The organism is Comamonas avium, assembly GCF_014836675.1.
Taxonomy (GTDB): Bacteria; Pseudomonadota; Gammaproteobacteria; order Burkholderiales; family Burkholderiaceae_C; genus Comamonas; species Comamonas avium.
Genome location: NZ_JACSQK010000003.1, coordinates 226,555 through 244,939 on the forward strand (window position 1 = coordinate 226,555; position 18,385 = coordinate 244,939).

General features: G+C 56.9%; 14 protein-coding genes. 7 read left to right on the top strand and 7 right to left on the bottom strand.

Annotation, left to right across the window (positions count from 1 at the left end; translation table 11 throughout):
- Positions 1-4: 4 nt before the first annotated feature.
- Positions 5-1,237, top strand: a complete 1,233-nt coding sequence (tyrS, locus tag H9646_RS06345; protein WP_191722502.1) for a tyrosine--tRNA ligase — start codon at positions 5-7, stop codon at positions 1,235-1,237.
- A gap of 171 nt (positions 1,238-1,408) precedes the next feature.
- Here tyrS and H9646_RS06350 read toward each other — a convergent pair whose 3' ends face one another.
- Positions 1,409-1,840 carry a bacteriohemerythrin gene (locus H9646_RS06350; protein ID WP_191722503.1) on the bottom strand — a complete coding sequence of 144 codons (432 nt, stop codon included), beginning with the start codon at positions 1,838-1,840 and terminating at the stop codon, positions 1,409-1,411.
- A 264-nt stretch (positions 1,841-2,104) separates the two neighbouring features.
- Between H9646_RS06350 and glmU the strand changes: the two genes are divergently transcribed.
- Together glmU and H9646_RS06360 are read left to right on the top strand one after the other, a co-directional pair.
- Positions 2,105-3,547: a bifunctional UDP-N-acetylglucosamine diphosphorylase/glucosamine-1-phosphate N-acetyltransferase GlmU gene (glmU, locus tag H9646_RS06355; protein WP_191722504.1), complete on the top strand. Its 1,443-nt coding sequence runs from the start codon at positions 2,105-2,107 to the stop codon at positions 3,545-3,547.
- Positions 3,548-3,559: 12 nt separating this feature from the next.
- Positions 3,560-4,351 (top strand): sensor histidine kinase, encoded by a 792-nt coding sequence (locus H9646_RS06360; RefSeq protein ID WP_191722505.1) that lies wholly within the window; start codon positions 3,560-3,562, stop codon positions 4,349-4,351.
- 104 nt (positions 4,352-4,455) lie between these two features.
- Here the strand turns inward: H9646_RS06360 and H9646_RS06365 are convergent, their stop codons facing one another.
- A complete protein-coding gene (locus tag H9646_RS06365; RefSeq protein ID WP_191722506.1) occupies positions 4,456-4,968 on the bottom strand; it encodes an Lrp/AsnC family transcriptional regulator in 513 nt (170 codons plus the stop codon).
- A gap of 133 nt (positions 4,969-5,101) precedes the next feature.
- Between H9646_RS06365 and glmS the strand changes: the two genes are divergently transcribed.
- Positions 5,102-7,000, top strand: a complete 1,899-nt coding sequence (glmS, locus tag H9646_RS06370) for a glutamine--fructose-6-phosphate transaminase (isomerizing) (RefSeq protein WP_191722507.1) — start codon at positions 5,102-5,104, stop codon at positions 6,998-7,000.
- 545 nt (positions 7,001-7,545) lie between these two features.
- Here glmS and H9646_RS06375 read toward each other — a convergent pair.
- From H9646_RS06375 to H9646_RS06390, 4 genes are all read right to left on the bottom strand, one after another.
- Complete coding sequence (locus H9646_RS06375; protein ID WP_225214023.1) at positions 7,546-8,955, bottom strand: hypothetical protein; 1,410 nt, start codon at positions 8,953-8,955, stop codon at positions 7,546-7,548.
- Positions 8,956-9,436: 481 nt separating this feature from the next.
- Positions 9,437-11,320, bottom strand: a complete 1,884-nt coding sequence (locus tag H9646_RS06380) for an AAA family ATPase (RefSeq protein ID WP_191722508.1) — start codon at positions 11,318-11,320, stop codon at positions 9,437-9,439.
- Between the two features lie 646 nt (positions 11,321-11,966).
- Complete coding sequence (locus H9646_RS06385) at positions 11,967-12,449, bottom strand: GreA/GreB family elongation factor (RefSeq protein WP_191722509.1); 483 nt, start codon at positions 12,447-12,449, stop codon at positions 11,967-11,969.
- Positions 12,450-12,705: 256 nt separating this feature from the next.
- On the bottom strand, positions 12,706-13,590 hold the full coding sequence (locus H9646_RS06390; RefSeq protein WP_191722510.1) for a LysR family transcriptional regulator: 885 nt from the start codon (positions 13,588-13,590) through the stop codon (positions 12,706-12,708).
- A 139-nt stretch (positions 13,591-13,729) separates the two neighbouring features.
- Between H9646_RS06390 and H9646_RS06395 the strand changes: the two genes are divergently transcribed.
- From H9646_RS06395 to H9646_RS06405, 3 genes are read left to right on the top strand one after another with little or no spacing between them, the layout of a single operon-like run.
- Positions 13,730-15,280, top strand: coding sequence for a M81 family metallopeptidase (locus tag H9646_RS06395; protein ID WP_191722511.1), 1,551 nt, complete (start codon positions 13,730-13,732; stop codon positions 15,278-15,280).
- 8 nt (positions 15,281-15,288) lie between these two features.
- Positions 15,289-16,026, top strand: coding sequence for a sulfite exporter TauE/SafE family protein (locus H9646_RS06400; RefSeq protein WP_191722512.1), 738 nt, complete (start codon positions 15,289-15,291; stop codon positions 16,024-16,026).
- Positions 16,027-16,075: 49 nt separating this feature from the next.
- Positions 16,076-17,056, top strand: coding sequence for a tripartite tricarboxylate transporter substrate-binding protein (locus H9646_RS06405; protein ID WP_191722513.1), 981 nt, complete (start codon positions 16,076-16,078; stop codon positions 17,054-17,056).
- Positions 17,057-17,402: 346 nt separating this feature from the next.
- Here H9646_RS06405 and H9646_RS06410 read toward each other — a convergent pair whose 3' ends face one another.
- Complete coding sequence (locus H9646_RS06410; RefSeq protein ID WP_191722514.1) at positions 17,403-18,320, bottom strand: LysR family transcriptional regulator; 918 nt, start codon at positions 18,318-18,320, stop codon at positions 17,403-17,405.
- Positions 18,321-18,385: the final 65 nt, after the last annotated feature.

Below are 18,385 nucleotides of genomic sequence, written 5' to 3' on the forward strand. Positions count from 1 at the left end.
CCTTATGAATCAAAATGCTGTTACAACATACCCAGTCACTGAGGCTGTAAGACAAGCGCTTGAAATCACCTTGCGCGGCGTTGACGAATTGTTACCAGTTGCTGACTGGACGCAAAAGCTGGCCCGCTCTGCGGCCACAGGCGTGCCGCTGCGCATCAAGCTGGGTCTGGACCCGACGGCTCCAGACATTCACCTGGGCCATACCGTGGTGCTCAACAAGATGCGCCAGCTGCAGGACCTGGGTCATACCGTGATCTTTCTGATCGGCGATTTCACAACGTTGATTGGCGACCCCTCGGGCCGCAACTCCACCCGCCCGCCGCTGACTGCCGAGCAAATCAAGGTCAACGCCGAGACGTATTACACGCAGGCCGCCAAGGTGCTGGACCCTGCCCGCACGGAAGTGCGCTACAACAGCGAGTGGTGTGACAAGCTGGGCGCGCGCGGCATGATTGAGCTGTCGGCCAAGTACACCGTGGCTCGCATGATGGAGCGCAATGACTTTCACACGCGTTTCAGCGAAGGCAGCTCGATCAGTCTGCACGAGTTTTTGTACCCGCTGCTGCAAGGCTATGACTCGGTCGCGTTGCAAAGTGATCTGGAGCTGGGCGGCACCGACCAGAAGTTCAACCTGTTGATGGGCCGCCATCTGCAGGCTGAATATGGCCAGGAGCAGCAGTGCGTGCTGACAATGCCTTTGCTGGTGGGCCTGGATGGCGTGGACAAGATGTCCAAGTCCAAGCACAACTACATTGGTATTACTGAAGATGCCAACACCATGTTTGCCAAGGTGCTGTCAATCTCTGACACGCTGATGTGGGACTGGTACACCCTGCTGTCGTTCAAGAGCCTGGCCGAGATTGCGGCGCTGAAGGCCGAGATTGAAGCAGGCGGCAACCCCAAGCACGCCAAGGTGGTGCTGGCCAAGGAAATTACTGCGCGCTTTCACAGTGCTGCGGCAGCCGATGCGGCGGAGCAAGATTTCATGAACCGCTCCAAGGGCGGCATTCCTGACGACATTCCCGAGGTGAGCCTGAGCGGCGCGCCGCTGGGCATTGGTGCGCTGCTCAAGCAGGCCAATCTGGCTCCGTCGACCAGCGAGGCCAATCGCCTGATGGACGGTGGCGGTGTGCGTGTGGATGGCAATGTGGTCAGCGACCGTGGTCTGAAGCTGGACGTGGGCACCTTTGTGGTGCAAGTGGGCAAGCGCAAGTTTGCCCGTGTGACGCTGAGCTAAGCAGAGCCTTTGCGACCAGCAAAAAAGGCGGCTGTCTCGCAATGAGGCAGCCGCCTTTTTGATGGTGTATCTGAAATAAGAGCGCACAGCGCTTGTCTGCTGGTGTTTTTGGATACTTTTGTATTTGAAAGCATTGAATTTAAAGCGCTGATAACTATCTTTATTATTTCTTCATGCCGTACTGAGGCTTGGTGCATGTGCTGTGAGGGCGGCTTTCAGAAAGGGCACATAGGCGCGGTCTTCTTGCAGAATGTGGTGCAGCAGCCAGTCTTTGAGAAAGTCCATGGCCTCAAGGTTGATGTCCTCGCCATCTTCAAAGCGCATCAGCCAGTCCATGGCCTTGGCGGTGAACTGGCTGTGTTCGGCAGTATGCGCGGTGGTCTGGGGATAGCCGTAACACTGGAACATCACCTCTTCTTCAATGAAGTGGTTGTGCGTGTAGTCGACCAGCCCCTCCAGCACTTCGGCCAGGGTGGTGCGCGAAGGGGTGGGCTTGCCCAGCTCATCGTGCAAAGCGTTGATCAATTCCACCAGGACCTGGTGCTGGGCATCGATCTTGGGGATGCCCAGCATGAGCGCGCTGGACCATGCAATGAAGGCCATGGAGCTTCCTTCTGGATGTGGTTGGGGTAAGGGTGCAGCCGTTGCCAGCGCAAAGATCTGTACAGAATGCATAAAGCCCGAGCGCACACCAATGGGTAAAGCAGGGTGTTGCTGGGGATGTCTGATAAAAATCAAACACTTAATCAGGGGCTGTCGTGTGCGACCCACGTAAATCCGTATGCACGCTCGCTTTCAGCGCCGACAGAGCGCGAGATAATTGCGCACCTCCGCGCTGGGGGTTGTCAGACCTCACAAAGAATGTTTATGTCTTCTCAGAACGCACTCCCCCTTGATATCGTCATCATGGCTGCCGGCAAAGGCACCCGCATGAAAAGCCGTTTGCCCAAGGTGCTGCAAAAGCTGGCGGGGCGTGCTTTGCTGCAGCATGTGCTGGATACGGCCGTGCAATTGCAGGCGCGTTCCGCGGTAGTGATTACCGGGCATGGCGCGCCAGAGGTAGAAGCTGCCATCAGCCAGTGCAGCAGTGCGAAAGCTGGGGTGGAGTTGAAATTTGTGCGCCAGGAGCAGCAACTGGGCACCGGCCATGCTGTGCAGCAGGCGGTACCTGCCCTGGCCGATGACGGCATGGTGATTGTGCTGTCGGGCGATGTGCCGCTGACGCAGGCGCAAACGCTGCATGATCTGGTGCAGGCTGCAGACGGCTCGCGCATGGCATTGCTGACCGTGGCGCTGGACAACCCCACCGGGTATGGCCGCATCGTGCGCAACGCTGCTGGCACGGTGCAGCGCATCGTCGAGCAAAAAGACGCCAGCGATGCCGAGCGCGCCATCCAAGAAATTTACAGCGGCATCATGGCCGTGCCCGCCAGACGCCTGGCGCAATGGCTTGCGCAACTGAACAACCACAACGCCCAGGGCGAGTACTACCTCACCGATATTGTCGCAATGGCTGTGGCAGACGGGGTGGATGTGGTGGCGCACCGCATCAGCGATGCGGTGCAGGTGGCAGGCGTGAACAGCCCGCTGCAACTGGCCGAGCTGGAGCGGGCCCACCAGCTGCGCCAAGCCAGCCATTACATGGAGCAGGGCGTGCGGCTGGCAGACCCGGCACGCTTTGATGTGCGTGACGACGTGCGTGGCAATGCGGCGCAGCTTGTCTGCGCGCAAGACGTAGAAATTGACGTGGGCTGCATCTTTACCGGCAAGGTGCAAATTGGTGAAGGTGCCAGCATTGGCGCGCACTGTCACATCAGCAATGCCACCATTGCGGCGGGTGCAGTGATCCATCCATTCACGCATATCGACGGAGAAAAGCTCGGTGCCAGCGTGGGCGAAGGTGCCTTGATTGGCCCGTTTGCCCGCCTGCGCCCGGGTGCACAGCTGGGCAAGGACGTGCACATCGGCAATTTTGTGGAGGTGAAAAACTCCATCATGGCCGAAGGCGCCAAAGCCAACCACCTGGCTTATCTGGGTGACGCAACGGTGGGTGAGCGCGTGAACTACGGCGCGGGTGCCATCACCGCCAATTACGACGGTGCCAACAAGCATCGCACCGTGATTGAGGCTGATGTGCACGTGGGCAGCAACTGCGTGCTGGTAGCACCCATCACCATTGGTGCGGGCAGCACCGTGGGCGGCGGCTCCACCATAACGAAGTCAGTGGACGCAGGCGTTTTGGCCGTCTCGCGCGGCAAGCAGGTATCGATTACGAACTGGAAGCGCCCCACCAAACAACCCAAACCCTGAAGGCCCACCACCATGCAGCAGGCGCAATCACCCACCCCCGGCACGCTGAACGAGGCGCTGGCCCTGATTGCGCAGCAGCAGGCAGACATGGCGCGCCTGCACGCCGCCCATGCGTCGTGGATGCGTGCCGTGGCACATGACTTGCGTGCGCCGTTGCGACATTTGGTGTCGTTTGCGCCTTTGCTCAAAGAATCGGTGGATGAGCTGGCAGCCGCTGCGCCGCAAGCGGTGCATGCCGCCGAAGATGCGCACGAATTTGCATCCACCATGGAGCGCGCTGCGCGCAAGATGTCGGCCATGCTCGATGGGCTGGTACACATCTCGCGTGCAGCCCGTGCCGAGCTGCAGCCCGAGTTGGTGGACTGGGTGGCATTGACCGTGCCCCTGGTGCAGGCCCTGCAAGCCCAGTACCCGCAAGTGCAGTGGAGCTTGCCCACGCCAGCTCAGGTGCCCGTGCTGGCGCATGCCGAGTGGCTGCGCGTGGCGATGCAAGCTTTGCTGGATAACGCCATCAAGTTCTCTGCCCGCCAGGAGCCACCGCAAGTGCAGGTGCAAGCCTGGCCGCTGGCCGATGGCTGGTGGCGCCTGGTGGTGCAGGACAACGGTGCTGGCTTTAACGACAGCCGTGCCCAGCAACTGGGTGAGCTGTTTCAGCGCATGCACCACGAGAACGAATTTGACGGCGTAGGCTGCGGGCTGGCCCTGGTCAGCACGGTGGCGCAGCGCCATGGCGCACGCTGGGGCGTTCAATCACAGCCCGGAATGGGTTGCACGGTCAGCCTGGACTGGCCGGGTGCGCGCTGACTGCTTCAGGCGGCAGGCGTCTCCAGCACTTGTGCAGCAACAGATAACAGCGATCCATCACGCTGCTCTTGAGTCTTGAGTCTTGAGTCTTGAGTCTTGAGTCTTTAGGGCTTGGTGGCGAGCAGTGGCAAGTGGGGGCTGAACTTGGCCCGCTTGGTGGCAAAAAAGGTTTTGACATTGCGCACATTGCCCTGCGCCGTGAACAGTTGCTGCGACAGCGCCAAGTAGGCCGGCATGTCGCGGCAGGCCACCACCAGCACAAAGTCGGGCCCCGGCGAAACGCGCCAGCATTGCTGCACCCCTTCGTGGGCCACAGCTGCGGCTTCAAATGCATCCAGCGCTTCGGCGTTCTGGCGCTCCAGCGTCACTTCAACCAAGGCTTGCAAACCATGGCCAACCAGGTGGGCCAGAGCCTGCGGTCGCACAATGGCTACCTGGCGCTCAATCAGGCCCAAAGCATGCAGACGGCGGATGCGCCGCAAACAGGTGGGGGGCGAAATGTGCACTTGTTGTGCAAGGTGCACATTGCTTTGCCCGGCATCGCGTTGCAGCAAATCCAGCAGTTGCAGGTCAGTCAGATCGAGTGCAGAGTCTGATAAATTAATTTCATCATTCATATATTTGTGAAATTTAATTTCTTCGGTGTTTTTCTATGAAATTTAATTTCTTAAATATCAAAAAATAGATCATAAGTTTTATTGCGTTGCTTTTAGCATCGTGCATCGTTCCAACCTTTTCGGAGTACAGCCTATGTGTGGCATCGTCGGCGCCGTTTCCACGCGCAATATCGTTCCTGTTCTGGTTCAAGGCCTGCAGCGCCTGGAATACCGCGGGTATGACTCCTGCGGCGTAGCTGTACACCGCATGGTGGCTGGCTCACCCATCAGCCAGGGCCTGCAGCGCGCACGCAGCACAGCGCGCGTATCGGAGCTGCTGGAGCAAGTGACCCAAGATGACCTGCAAGGCCTGGCAGGCATTGCTCACACACGCTGGGCCACGCACGGTGAACCTGCTGTGCGCAACGCCCACCCCCACTTCAGCTACGGACCGGGCGAAACCGTGGACAGCGGCAAACCGCCCCGCGTAGCGCTGGTACACAACGGCATCATCGAAAACTACGAACAACTGCGCACCGAGCTGCAAGCCAAGGGTTATGTGTTTGCCAGCCAGACCGACACCGAAGTGATCTGCCACTTGGTGGACAGCCACTACAACGGCGACCTGTTTGACGCTGTCAAAACAGCGCGTGCACAACTGCATGGCGCTTACGCGATTGCCGTGATGCACAAGGACGAGCCACACCGCGTGGTGGGAGCCCGCGCCGGATCACCTCTGGTGCTGGGTGTGGGGCGCGACAACAGTGAATTCTTTCTGGCCAGTGATGCAATGGCGGTGGCTGGCGTGACCGACCAGATCGTGTATCTGGAAGAGGGCGATCTGGTAGACCTGCAGCCGGGCCGCTACTGGATTGCAGACAAAACTGGCCATGCGGTACTGCCCGAGCAGCGGCCCGTAAAAACTGTGCATGCGCACAGCGGTGCTGTAGAGCTGGGCCCCTACCGCCACTACATGCAAAAGGAAATCTTTGAACAGCCACGCGCTATTGGTGACACGCTGGAAGGCATTGTCAACATCGCCCCCGAGCTGTTCGACGGCGCAGAGGGTGCAGCAGCGTGGCGTGTATTCAATGAAATCGACAACGTGCTGATTTTGGCCTGCGGCACCAGCTACTACAGCGGCTGCACGGCCAAGTACTGGCTGGAATCGATTGCGGGCATTCCCTGCAACGTGGAAGTGGCCAGTGAATACCGCTACCGCACCAGCGTACCTAATCCGAAAACCTTGGTGGTCACCATCAGCCAGTCCGGTGAGACTGCCGACACCCTGGCCGCACTGCGGCATGCGCAAAGCCTTGGCATGCACCATACGCTGACCATTTGCAACGTCGCCACCAGTGCCATGGTGCGTGAATGCAAACTGGCGTACATCACCCGTGCGGGCATGGAGATTGGCGTAGCTTCCACCAAGGCGTTTACCACGCAACTGGCGGGCTTGTTCTTGCTGACCCTGGCTCTGGCGCAATCCAAGGGCAAGCTAAGCGAAGCGCAGGAGCAGGAATATCTGACCGCCATGCGCCATTTGCCTGTGGCCCTGCAGTCGGTGCTGGCGCTGGAGCCTCAAGTGGTGAGCTGGGCAGAAAACTTTGCCAAGCAGCAAAACGCCTTGTTCCTGGGCCGTGGCATGCACTACCCCATCGCCATGGAAGGTGCGCTCAAGCTCAAAGAAATTACCTACATTCATGCGGAAGCCTACCCCGCTGGAGAACTCAAGCACGGCCCGCTGGCGCTGGTCGACAGCAGCATGCCCGTGGTCACGGTCGCTCCCAATGACGAACTGCTGGAAAAGCTCAAAAGCAACATGCAGGAAGTGCGTGCGCGCGGCGGCGTGCTGTATGTGCTGGCAGATGCCAAAACCAACATCGAAAACGCCGAAGGCATGCACGTGATTCGCATGCCCGAAAACTACGGCGCTCTCAGCCCCATCTTGCACGTGGTGCCACTGCAGCTGCTGTCCTACCACACCGCTGTGGCGCGCGGCACCGATGTAGACAAGCCGCGCAACCTTGCCAAAAGCGTGACCGTGGAGTGAAAACTCAGTTTCCAGCGTTGCTTTTATTCTGGGTAATTAAAGTCGTAAACTCGCAATTAAAGTCGTAAACCCCGGGCTAGTATTCATGCGGTTTTGCGGGGCGATGGTTTGTAACTGCAAAGTCGTAAACTCAGAAACATCTGAGTGTTTTTTCTTGCAATATCTAAACGTCTGGCTTTACGGTGTTACCTTAAATGCTATGAAAAAAGCGCTCCAATGGAGCGCTTTTTGTTTTGATGCTTAGTTAGGCTTGTATGTGTTGTCTGAGATCGCCAAAGCACTTTGGTTGTAGGTCTGTTATGCAGCGGTTGCTGTCGGTCATGCCTGCAACTCTAAATTCCGGTTTCACACAGATACCATCCGTTCCGAGGATCACGGCTACGAATCTACAACGGCAGCTTTGGGGTGAGTAGCAGTCAACGGATACAGAGGAGTCAAGTTGATGCTGACTGTCTGTTATCACGCGGGGGCTAATGGTTCTTTCGACTCAAAGCGGAGGGTCCACCTAATGAAGAACTCTGACTGATTTCCGACAGGCACCGAATTTAAGTGTCAAACCGGGCACCATAGTCCACTAGCAAATCTTCAACGCGGATTCCTGAGGATTGAAATAGTGCTCCAAACGTACACCCTTCAATGTTCCCAGCGGAATCATGTAACAAAGCTATTGGTAGGCCCGTCCTAGGATCAAACCTTCCAATGCATTCTCCGCTCACTTGGAAAGGACATCCGTTGAAAACTTTAAATTTCGAAAACCCACATTCAATGCTATTGGTGTGGCGTGCAGACGCAGAAGGGCTACCGAGCAACTGATCATTAAACGCTTGGTAGTGCAGCTCACCAATCAACTCGGTGACCATGTCGGCATTTACCGGTGATTGAGCCTGATAACGCCCCTCAACTAGCACTGCCGGAATGCGAAACTCCTCAAAGAGCTCCATGAGTTCAACTTCGGTGCCTGTGGGGTAGACCGAAATCCATGGTTGCTCGATCCTGAGCTCCAAGGCTTTCTTCATGATGCGCTGCATAGGCGATATGCCAGGATGGTGCTCAAGATCGGTGAGTGCTTGCAATCGCTCAGAAAGAATCTGATTGAGCCCTTTAAATTGGCAGCGTTCTAGTAACTGATCGCAGAATGCCGTATAGCGCTCTTGCCAGTCCCCTTCCATATCTATGAAGATCTCTGGCGCAGCTGCGAGCGCATTGGTTAGCAAATAGAACCTCCATGAAGGGTTCGATGCCCGCCATTCCTCTTCAGTAGAGGGTGTCAGTGGCTCCCAACTTATCTGCAAAGAGAGATCGCACAGTATGGGGAATAGCTCGCTGGCGGACTCTCCGCACCGCTCCACAAACCAATCGTATGCTGCTGTGTAAACATCAGGGACCCCTGATCTGTCCCATGCAACGTCCTGTGGCATTCCAAGGATCTGATTTCCGAAAGAGCGTTCAAGGAAAAAGGCGTGACCTTCCAATATGTCCTTGGTACACAATTCTCGTGCCCTCTGGGCGATTGTGATCTCAGGGTTGATTCGCCAAGATTGAGTGATAAGCGTCAGCTTCAAAGCGTCAAGTGTCTTAGCGCCCGGGATAGTGATGAACCTAGCTTGGTTCATCTTATTCTGCTCCTCGAACACTTTGTAGAGGAAATGGGCGTACTGGTGTACATCCAACCTCGTATTGCAGTTGGCTAGAGGGATCCTAGGTCCGCCCATAACCGGCCACATCTCTTTCCATTTACGGAAAGTGAAGCCTGAAGCTTGCCTGTAACTACTCCATTGAATATGGCCGTAACCTGTGAACAATGTCTGGAAATAGTGAACGTGCTCATGGAAATATGTGAGCAAGTTCCCATTCGTAGCGGCTTCCCTTGAAAATTTCTCCGCCTTATCGAAAAGGCGCATTTCCAACCGAGGGGTAAAAAACGTGCCAAGTGTTGCATTAAGAAAGGAGTCCATTGCATTCCAAAAAAATGTGCGATGCGCTCGGTGATGAAGCTGACGCCGAGTTTATTTGGTCGCTGCGTTCCGTAAAGCATCCACTTTTGGCTGAAAGTACGCGATCGTCATGGCTACCCAAAGCGTGCCCATCAGTGCCACTCAGTGACTGCTTTCGGGGACATGAGTGAAATGGCACTACCGGCCAGGAAGCAGCCGATCAACGCTTTGTCGCAGTTGGCTGCTTTAAGCTGATTGTGGTCTCTCGCGCAGCGGCATCGGTTGTACCGATCTCGGTGCAAAGTTGTTACAAGAGACATAATGGGCGACATAGGAAACGAATGGAATTCGCCATGATCGCGACGGGCGCAGCGTCTCGAAGTATTCCTCAATCCCGCACAGCATCTGTGTTAGCAGAGGACTTTGCTCTTACTAATCCGACTAGAAAGGCTAGCTCCAATACACCCACTGCGGTCTGCGGGTAGGCTTCGGGCTCGTCGCATCAAGCCTGAGGCTTAAACGCCTGCAAGTCCTCGATTGCAAGGGTTATATTTGCAAAGAGTTGGGTGTGGTAGGCATGCTCATGGCCAAGACGGTAGTCTGGCTTCCGAGGTGACTTGCGAAGGTCGCGAATATTGATTGCAGTGCTTTTCATTTGCATTTGCAATGCGCGCTCGATGGACTGTGTTGTCGCCATCGCCAGGTGCTCTTTCCTGAAGGCGGTGGCTTGAAGTCGGGTACCGCCGCGAGATGAGACGATGCATTGAACCCCCTGCGCACTGCTGTGCGTCCCAAAGAGCTCGCATAGTGCGTCGGATTCAAGAACAAGGAACCCATTCGCGTGAGCGAGCTCTCCGCGCGGTAGCCGCGTATCCTCCACAATCAGTAGGGATCCTTCGTCGCTTAGCAAGGAATGGGCGTCGCTCAACACAGACGCCCAGTGCTGTACTTCGATTTCGTGCAGAACGTTGATCAGAACTGCAACATCGGCACGCTCATGCACCGCGGCCAGATAGTCCGACGCAGAGACAAACACTCGCTCGATTCCGTCATCGAAATAGCGGCGAACCTGCTTGGTGCACTCCGCCCGCGTTGTCGGATTAGGCTCGATAGCGTAGTACGACACCCGGCTGGTGAGCTTACCTGCGAGGGTCGCCGCCAAACCGTTGAGGAGTCGTCCCTGTCCAGCACCGATGTCGACGATGGTTATGCGTCTCGCGCCTGCAAACGCTAGGAAGTCGTTGATTTGCTTGACTTGCGGGTCGTTAGGTTTGTAGACCGCGGTCTCAGGTGGACTTAGGCAATCTGCCGAGAATGCACATGCTGCAAACTGGTCGGCGCGGATACAAAAATCGCTGATCTGCTCTGCTCCCGCTGGCCCGCCGAGAAGGCCATTCACTACTTTCTCCTGAGTGAGTCCCGCGCGTTCGAAATGCCCATCTGCTCCGAACCAGATCGCGCGCGGCTCCACAGCAGCGAGATGGGCCGTCAATGCAAGGCTGTGTGTAGCGATCCACAGCTGCGCGTGCGGCAAGTACTCGCGCAGTGCATCGACGAGTGCAATTAGCCGAGAGGGATGAAGGTGTCGCTCGGGCTCGTCGAGAAGAATTGGTATCGCCGCGTTTTTGAGAACCTTTGAGTGCAGCAGCACGACGATACGGAATAGCGCCATCTGCCCGTCCGAGAACGATGTGTTACGGATACTGCGGCCGTCGAGGCTCCCATGGCCGCTTGCAATATCCAACTCCATTCCAGCTAGGTCGCTGAACAGCTTGCGAAGCCGGTCGTAGTCGCCCGCAACTGCATTGTTTGGACTGTGAAATCCGACGGTCTCGTAGCCGCTGGCACTGGCCTGCCGTATGCAGACGTCGTCGATATAAGCGAGCGGTGTTCCAATAAGGATCGGGTCTGTCTCGTCGTCGCCTCGCGGGACGCCGATTGCAAGGCGCGCGAAGTGCTCGCGGTTGGAGGAGAGTGAGTTTCGGAGGATGTCGGAGAGTTCGCAGTACGTCGACAGTGACTCGTCAACAGTCTCACCGCTCTCGACAGCCAGCTCAAACCCCTCAAAGGGCGAAAGCAAGGCGTTGTACGCATCAATGTCGTCGCCGGCGGCTGCAAACGTGTAGTGGTCATCGGGCGGCTCGCTTGCTAGCGCGTCAAAGAACTCCTTCTTCTTTGCACGACCTTTTCGAAGCCCAGATAGTCGATCAAAGCCGACATGCCGTGTGCGACGAAGTAGCCAGTCGATAGCTTCAAGAAGTCGGGTCTTACCGCAGCCGTTTTCACCGACCAGAACGACCAGTGGCCCCAAATCGCTCAGAGTGGTGTTCCTTAAACCAAGGCGCGACGCGATATGTTCGTTGACAGCGAAACTAGAGACATGCATGGGGTCGAGAGAGGGGGTAGGCGTGAAACACAATGATACCAATTGACACAGCCTTAAAGATTTTGTTCGTCGCATTTCAAGCGCGTGTCGCAGCGGAAGGTGAGGCCCGTTAATGAACAGATGCGAGTCCACAGCTGCTTCAATGCCACCGGGCTGATTGGCCTTCGGTGGTGACGCCGCCTTCCGGTCCATCCTGCTTTTGCAGAAAGCACACGGCACGGAGCGCCGCCCGCTGCTCGATCGCCTAATTACATCGTCAGCCTACGTATGTCCGTCCTGAAAAGCAGGCATTGATCGACCACACTGCGACCGACCGCAATGGGTCGATAGCACAAGGTCAGCACACACCAAAGCAGTCACTTGGCGATGCTCGGATTCCACTGGCAGCTTTAAGGGGTAGAGCTGACCTTCTCGAAAGTCCTGTGCAATCACTGCTTTGGGATGCAGCAGTCGTTGGCTTTGCGGAATTGATCGACCGCAATCAGCCTGAAGCAGTCGTAAATGGGAAGACCTCCAAGGATGACTTCTGGCCGGTAGCTCCATTTCAGAATCTTCACTGAAAGCAGTCACAGATTAACTTTCGGCTGTGTGCTTGCAGCCTTCAGCTGTTCCAAAGGGGTGGAGACCAATTCGTCTTTTCCACTGGCTAATGAACTCTAAGCACTTCAAACTGCTGTCGGATTTGAGCGATCTGTATCGACACTTCATCACCCTCGAACTTTCCCAGCATGGCCCTGCCCAGTGGTGTTTCGCTGCTGATGACCTGAATGGGTTCAGCGCCGCTGACCAACTTCATGCTGCCCCCGTTGGGACCGAGAAAAAGTAGTTGCTGCTTTTCGTCGGAATCAACCAGACAGACCAATGCGCCGAGCTCTATGCCTTTGCTGGCGTTGTAGGGGTGTGGGTGAAACCTGCGCCAATTGGCCATAGTCTGACGGATAGCTTCAGCGCGTCGAGCCTGGCCTGTGGCCAGGTAGGCGGCTTCTAGACCCAATGTGTCGTATTTGTTTTCAGCGACATTTTCTTCGTGAGTCGCAGCTTCATGTGCTTGGCGCGCTGCCTCTTCAACTTGTAGCAGGTCTTCGGCCAGCCGTTCTAACACCTGCTTTTGCAGAAACAATTTATCCATAATCAACGCAAATCGAGAGTGAGTTCTGGATTATCAAATGCCATGCCAACTTTGACGCTGCTGCTGGCTGCAGGTCAAGTAGCTCTGGGGAGGAAAAAGCTGTTGATGGCAGGCTGCTGAGAGCAGCCTGCAAGACCCTCAACGCGATAGGAGTGCGCTGGGCTGCTGCCGGTCTCGTTGACACTGGGCCGTAACCATTTCCTGGCTTCTTGTCTGCATTTTGAAAAAGCCGAGAGCCCCCTTTTCAGGGGCAAGGTCACGTACTTCCAAACGCTTGCATCACAAAGCGGCGTACGCGCTCGGCGGCGGGTGCCAGGACATGCTGCTTGCTCCAGATCAGGTTCAGGCAAGTGGTCAGCACGGGCTCTTCCAGCGGCACCATGTGCATCTGTTGTGCCAGTTGCAGCTGGGAAAAGCTGTACGGGGCAAAAGCCACGCCCAGGCCCTGCTGCACCATCAGCAGCATGGGGATTGTTTCTCCCCCTAAATACACCACATTGGGTACGAACCCTGCTTGCTGGCAGGCCTGCATTTCCACCTCGTGCAGCCCCGAGTCTGCCGAAGAGCGATGAATTAAAAAGCGCTCGCCCTTTAGTTCTTCCAGCCGGATGCTGTGGCGCTGGCCCAGCGGGTGTGCTGGCGGCAGCGCCACCAGCAAAGGTTCGTGCAAGATGGGGCATACCTCCATCTCCGGGGCGTGCAAGCGGCTGCGGCTGATCAGCAAGTCCAGGCTGCGCTCACGCAAGCGCTGCAGCATAAGACCTGCCTCACCCTCATGCACATGGATGGCGCATTCATGCTTAACCTCTTCCATCACGGACGGAATCACAAACAGGCTGCCCGCCGTGGGGCAACCAATATTGACCACACCGCCTGCGCCTCGCTCCACCTTGCGCAGCTCACGCCGGGTGGACTCCATGTTTGCCAACATAGCCCTGGCGCGTACATAAAAAAGCTGACCCACCTCGGTAGGCACCAGGCGCTTGCTGCTGCGGTCAAAAAGCTGCACGCCCAGCTCATCTTCCAGTTTACGCAGCAGCATGCTCAGCGGCGGCTGTGTCATATGCAGGCGCACTGCAGCCGCTGAGACACTGCCCAGTTCATACACAGCAGCAAAGCATTTGAGACGATGCTCATCCATATAAAAAATATATATTGAAAGACTAACTATATATTAGACATTGCTTTTCATGCTTTCTAAACTTTCGTTGAACGGGTAGCCGCGGGCTTCATCCACCGCGCTGAAACCCTCCCAGCACACTCACCGAAAGCGCAGCACCATGAAGTTCGTCATTGCCATGATCCGCCATGAGACCAACACGTTCTCTCCTGTCTCCACGCAGTTGTCGGACTTTCGGCGCGGCACTGGCAACCCGCATGGCCCTTCCTTCGGCGCACTTGCTCGTCAAGCCTGCGAAGGCACCAACAGTGCAGCAGCAGCTTTCCTGGATTTGGCTCAAGCCATGGGCGCTGAGGTGGAGTTTGCCGTGTGTGCCAGCGCAGTGCCCAGCGGGCTGGTCGCCCGCGATGCTTTTGAAACGCTGGCCAGCGCTTTGACCGATTCTGCACGGCAAGGTTGTGACGCCATTCTTTTGGACTTGCACGGCGCCATGGTGGTAGACGGGATTCAAGACGCCGAAGGCGAGCTGCTGCGCCGTCTGCGGGCATGTACGCCCCCCGGCCTGCCCATTGGCGTGGCTCTGGACTTTCACGCCAACTTCAGCGAAGCCTTGGTACGCAACGCCTCAGTCATTGCTGGTTACTGCACCTATCCGCATGTGGATATCTATGAAACTGGTGCGCGCGTGGGGCGCACCATCCGGGCGCAGCTAGAAGGCCGCGTGAATCCCGTGATGCTGTGGAGCCGCCTGCCGATGCTCACACACATGCTCAAACAAACCCCTGCCATGCAGCCCATGAAAGACATCATGGACCTGGCCATGGAGGCAGAGCGCAGCGGACAATTGCTCAACGCCTCGGTGTTTGGCGGGTTCCCATTGTCTGATGTGAACTGTGCAGGCTTATCGACTGTCTTGATCGCAGATGCCTCTCAAGTGGCCTACGCCGAGCAGCTGCTAACACAGCTGACCGACATGGCCTGGGAGCGCCGTGCTGACTTTGTCTTTCCCTCCGAGCCCATCCATACCTCCATTGCCTACGCCAAAACGCTGCAAGAAGGCCCGGTGATCCTGGTCGACCACGGTGACAACTGCGGCGCGGGTGGCACCACCGATGTCATGGCGGTACTGCAAGAGGTACTGGCACAGGGGCTGGAAGACGTAGTGGCCGGCCCATTTTGCGACCCTGCTGCCGTGGAACACTTGTTTGCCCAAGGTGTAGGTGCCAGCGTTTCGCTGAATGTGGGAGGGAAAACCGATTTACCCGCCCTGCATTTGCAGGGGCAGCCCCTGCCACTTTGCGGAGTGGTTGAGCAACTCACAGACGGTCAATACACCGTGACTGGCCCGATGTTCACTGGCATCAAACTCAGCTTGGGCCGCACCGCCGTCCTGCGAGTGGGCACATCCGTGCGTATTTTTATTTCTGAACGTCCTCAGGAGCCTTACGACACCGGCGTCTTCACCCATGCGGGGGTAGACCCCGCACAGTGCAAATACGTGCTGATCAAATCGCGCCAGCATTTCCGTGCAGGATTTGAAGCGTTTGCCAAGCACATTGTGCTGATCAGCGGCCCCGGTGTCTGCAGCTCTGACTATGACATCTTCCCCTTCGAGCACCTGAACCGCCCCATCTACCCGCTGGACCCAGGCACCACGCGCAGCAGTGAGGTGCGCTGGTCGTCTGCACCGCAGGCAGCCCTCGCCACTTAAGCGCCCACATGTTCGAATTTGCCTACCCTGCACTGACCGTGCTGCTGGGCTATGTGGTGCTCGGCATCACAGGCTTTGGATCGGCGCTCGTCATCGTGCCGCTGCTCAGCTGGCAGTGGCCACTCACCGAAGTGGTGGCACTGGCTCTGTTGCTGGATGTGCCTGCATCCTTGCTGCAAGCTGGCCTGAACTTCAAAAACGTAGCCCGCTCAGAGCTGCAACGCCTGTTGCCCGGTGTACTGGCTGGCGCCTTGCTGGGGCTATGGCTCAGCGGCGTGCTGGCACCGCAGTGGCCGTTGCTGGCGCTGGGTCTGTACATCTCCGCCGTGGGAGCCATGACTTTGCGCCCGCGCGTTGCTCCGCAGACTGTCGCAACTGCAGCTTGGAGCCCTGTGGCAGGCTTGCTGATTGGCTTGATTGAAATGCTGTTTGGTACCGCAGGCCCGGTCGTGGCGGTCTGGCTCAGCCGGCGCCTGTCCCACATCGCTGCCTTGCGCGCCACGATTCCCCTGGTCATTGCAGTGGCCGCCTGCACCGTGCTTCTGGCCATGGGCTTGTCAGGACGCCTCAGCCATGCCGTGCTGTGGCAGCGCTGGGCAGTTTTGCTCTGTGTGGCGCTGCTCGGTGTGGTCATCGGCCATCGCCTCACCCGCAGGCTAACGCCAGAGAGGGTGAAGAAAATCATCGGCTTTTTACTTGTACTCAGCGGAATTTCGCTGGCCTTGCATTCGATTTTCAAGCGCTAAACCGAGGCAGTACTTCTGCCCTTCTCACAATAAGCACCAGGAGACAAGCATGAAATCTATCCTTAAAACTTCGCTGTACATGGCTTTGGCAGCAGGCGCGCTCACTTCGGCGCCCACACTGTATGCGCAAAGCAGCACACCGCTCAAAATCGTGATTGGTTTTTCTGCTGGCGGTGGCCTAGACAACATGTCGCGCGCACTGGCCGAAAAACTGCGCACCGAACTGGGCACCACCGTGATTGTGGAAAACCGCCCCGGCGCAGGCACCCAGCTGGCTGTTCAAGCCGTAAAGCGGGCCGCCCCTGATGGCAACACCATCTTGATTTCACCAGCCACACCTTTCATCATTTTTCCGCTGACCTATGACAAGCTGGGCTACGACCCGGATCGGGACTTCATCCCTCTTGCACATTTGGCCGACGCGCCCATGGTGGCCTCAACCTCTGTCAACAGCTCCTACAACACCATGTCAGAGTACCTGGCTTGGGTGAAGCAACAAAAAGACCAGACAGGCGTGGGCATGGTTTCACTCGGTGGCACCGTGCACTTTGGACTGTTGAATCTCAACAAAAACACAGGTCACAGCTTGCAACCCGTAGCCTATAAAGGAGCACCTGGCATGCTGACCGACGAAATCGGCGGTGTACTGCCTATCGGCATTGACACGGTGGGAGGCCAAAGCGAGCTGCAGCGCTCCGGCAAGATCAAGTATTTGGGCGTAACAGGCACCCAGCGCACGCCCTTGCTGCCCAACGTACCCACCATGAGTGAAAGTGGTGCACCTGGCTTTGAGCTGTCGACTGCCTGGTATGGCGCGTTTGCCCCGGCTGGCACACCGGCGCCCGTGGTAGAGAAGCTGCAAGCGGTCTTGATCAAAATTGTGAAAACACCCGATTTCTCGGCCAGCATGGCACAGCTGGGCCTGGTGACCACAGGCCTGCCTGCCAGCGCGTTGAGCCAGACCATTCACACGCAGCGTGAAGCATTTCGCCCCGTGGTGCAGAAGTCAGGCTTCAAAGCGAACCAGTAAGTTCGCATCAGGCAAGAGCTGGCGCAGGGCAAAGAGCCTTCGGATAAAACCGTAGCTCTTAGCCTTGTCAAAAATGCATATGAATCGAGCGGCCTTTTCTGGACTGCATTTGCGGTGCAGAGCCGATCACCGAGTGCGTCTGGGCGCGATGGCTGCTTGCGCCAAAAGCAGTCCTTGGCATTTCTGAGGTGATCGGCAGCTGCCAGCTTTAAGCCTTGCTTTACCGACTGATGACGGTGACCCTGAAGCTGTTTTAAAGTGGTGGTTCAAAAAAATAAAAGCAATTTATTCAGAAATTTCTCTAGGAAAGAGCACCTCTTCAATCCCGGAAATGCTGGTTGATCTCTTAGCCTAAATTGGTTTGGCAGCTGTTCATGATGACCTGCCGCAGCCAGGACAATCCGGGGTCATTGTCTTTGCGCGCATGCCATGCCTGTTGATACGCCATCTTTGCCAGTGGCAGCTGGTGCGGCGGTGCAAACTGCCGTAAGTTTTTAGACAAGCGCTGCGAACTGACTGCACGGCGGGCAATCGTCAGTACCAAATCTGTTTCCGGCAACAACTCCAGCGCAGCACTCCAGTGCGGCAAGGTCACAGCGATCCGTCTCTTGCGCCCCAGAGCTGCCAGTGCCCGTTCAATTTCATCAAAGGCGTCCGGCCTCACTGCCAGCATGACATGCGGGCGCTCCAGCCACTGCTGTAGCGTCAGACCTCCTTTTGCGGGGACGGTGGTCTTGTCTGCCAGGCAGATGAAATCATCTTCAAACAGTGTTTCAAACTGGATGTCCTGAGGGCGGTCAGGAAAGATGCCGAGCGCCAGATCCAGCTCACCATCAGCAAGCTGAACCAGCATCGCCTCTCGACTGGCCAGACTGATTGCGAAATCAAAGCCCGGAGCGTGTTTGCGGACATGTCGCAGCAGGTTGGGCAGCACCAGACGAGCCGCATAGTCAGACAGTGCAAGCCGGAATCTGCGCTGAGCATGCTGCGGGTCGAACGCAGGCGCCCCCAGCAAAGTATTGAGGTTCCCTAGCGCTTCGGACAGCGGCTGCAAAAGCATGCTGCCTTTTGTCGTCAGCTCCAGCTTGCCCTGCTTGCGTACCAGCAAAGGGTCGTTGAAATGCTCCCGCAGTTGGGACAGCGAATGACTGACTGCCGGCTGGCTTTTGTGCAGGCGCAGCGCTGCCCGGGTCACATGCTTTTCAGTCAGCAGCGCATGAAGTGCCAGCAAGAGATTGAGGTCAATACGGCGCAGTTCATCCATGCGGCGAATAGTACATGTGCACAGAAGCGATTTTCATAAATCACTCAGATGCAAGACCATGCAGC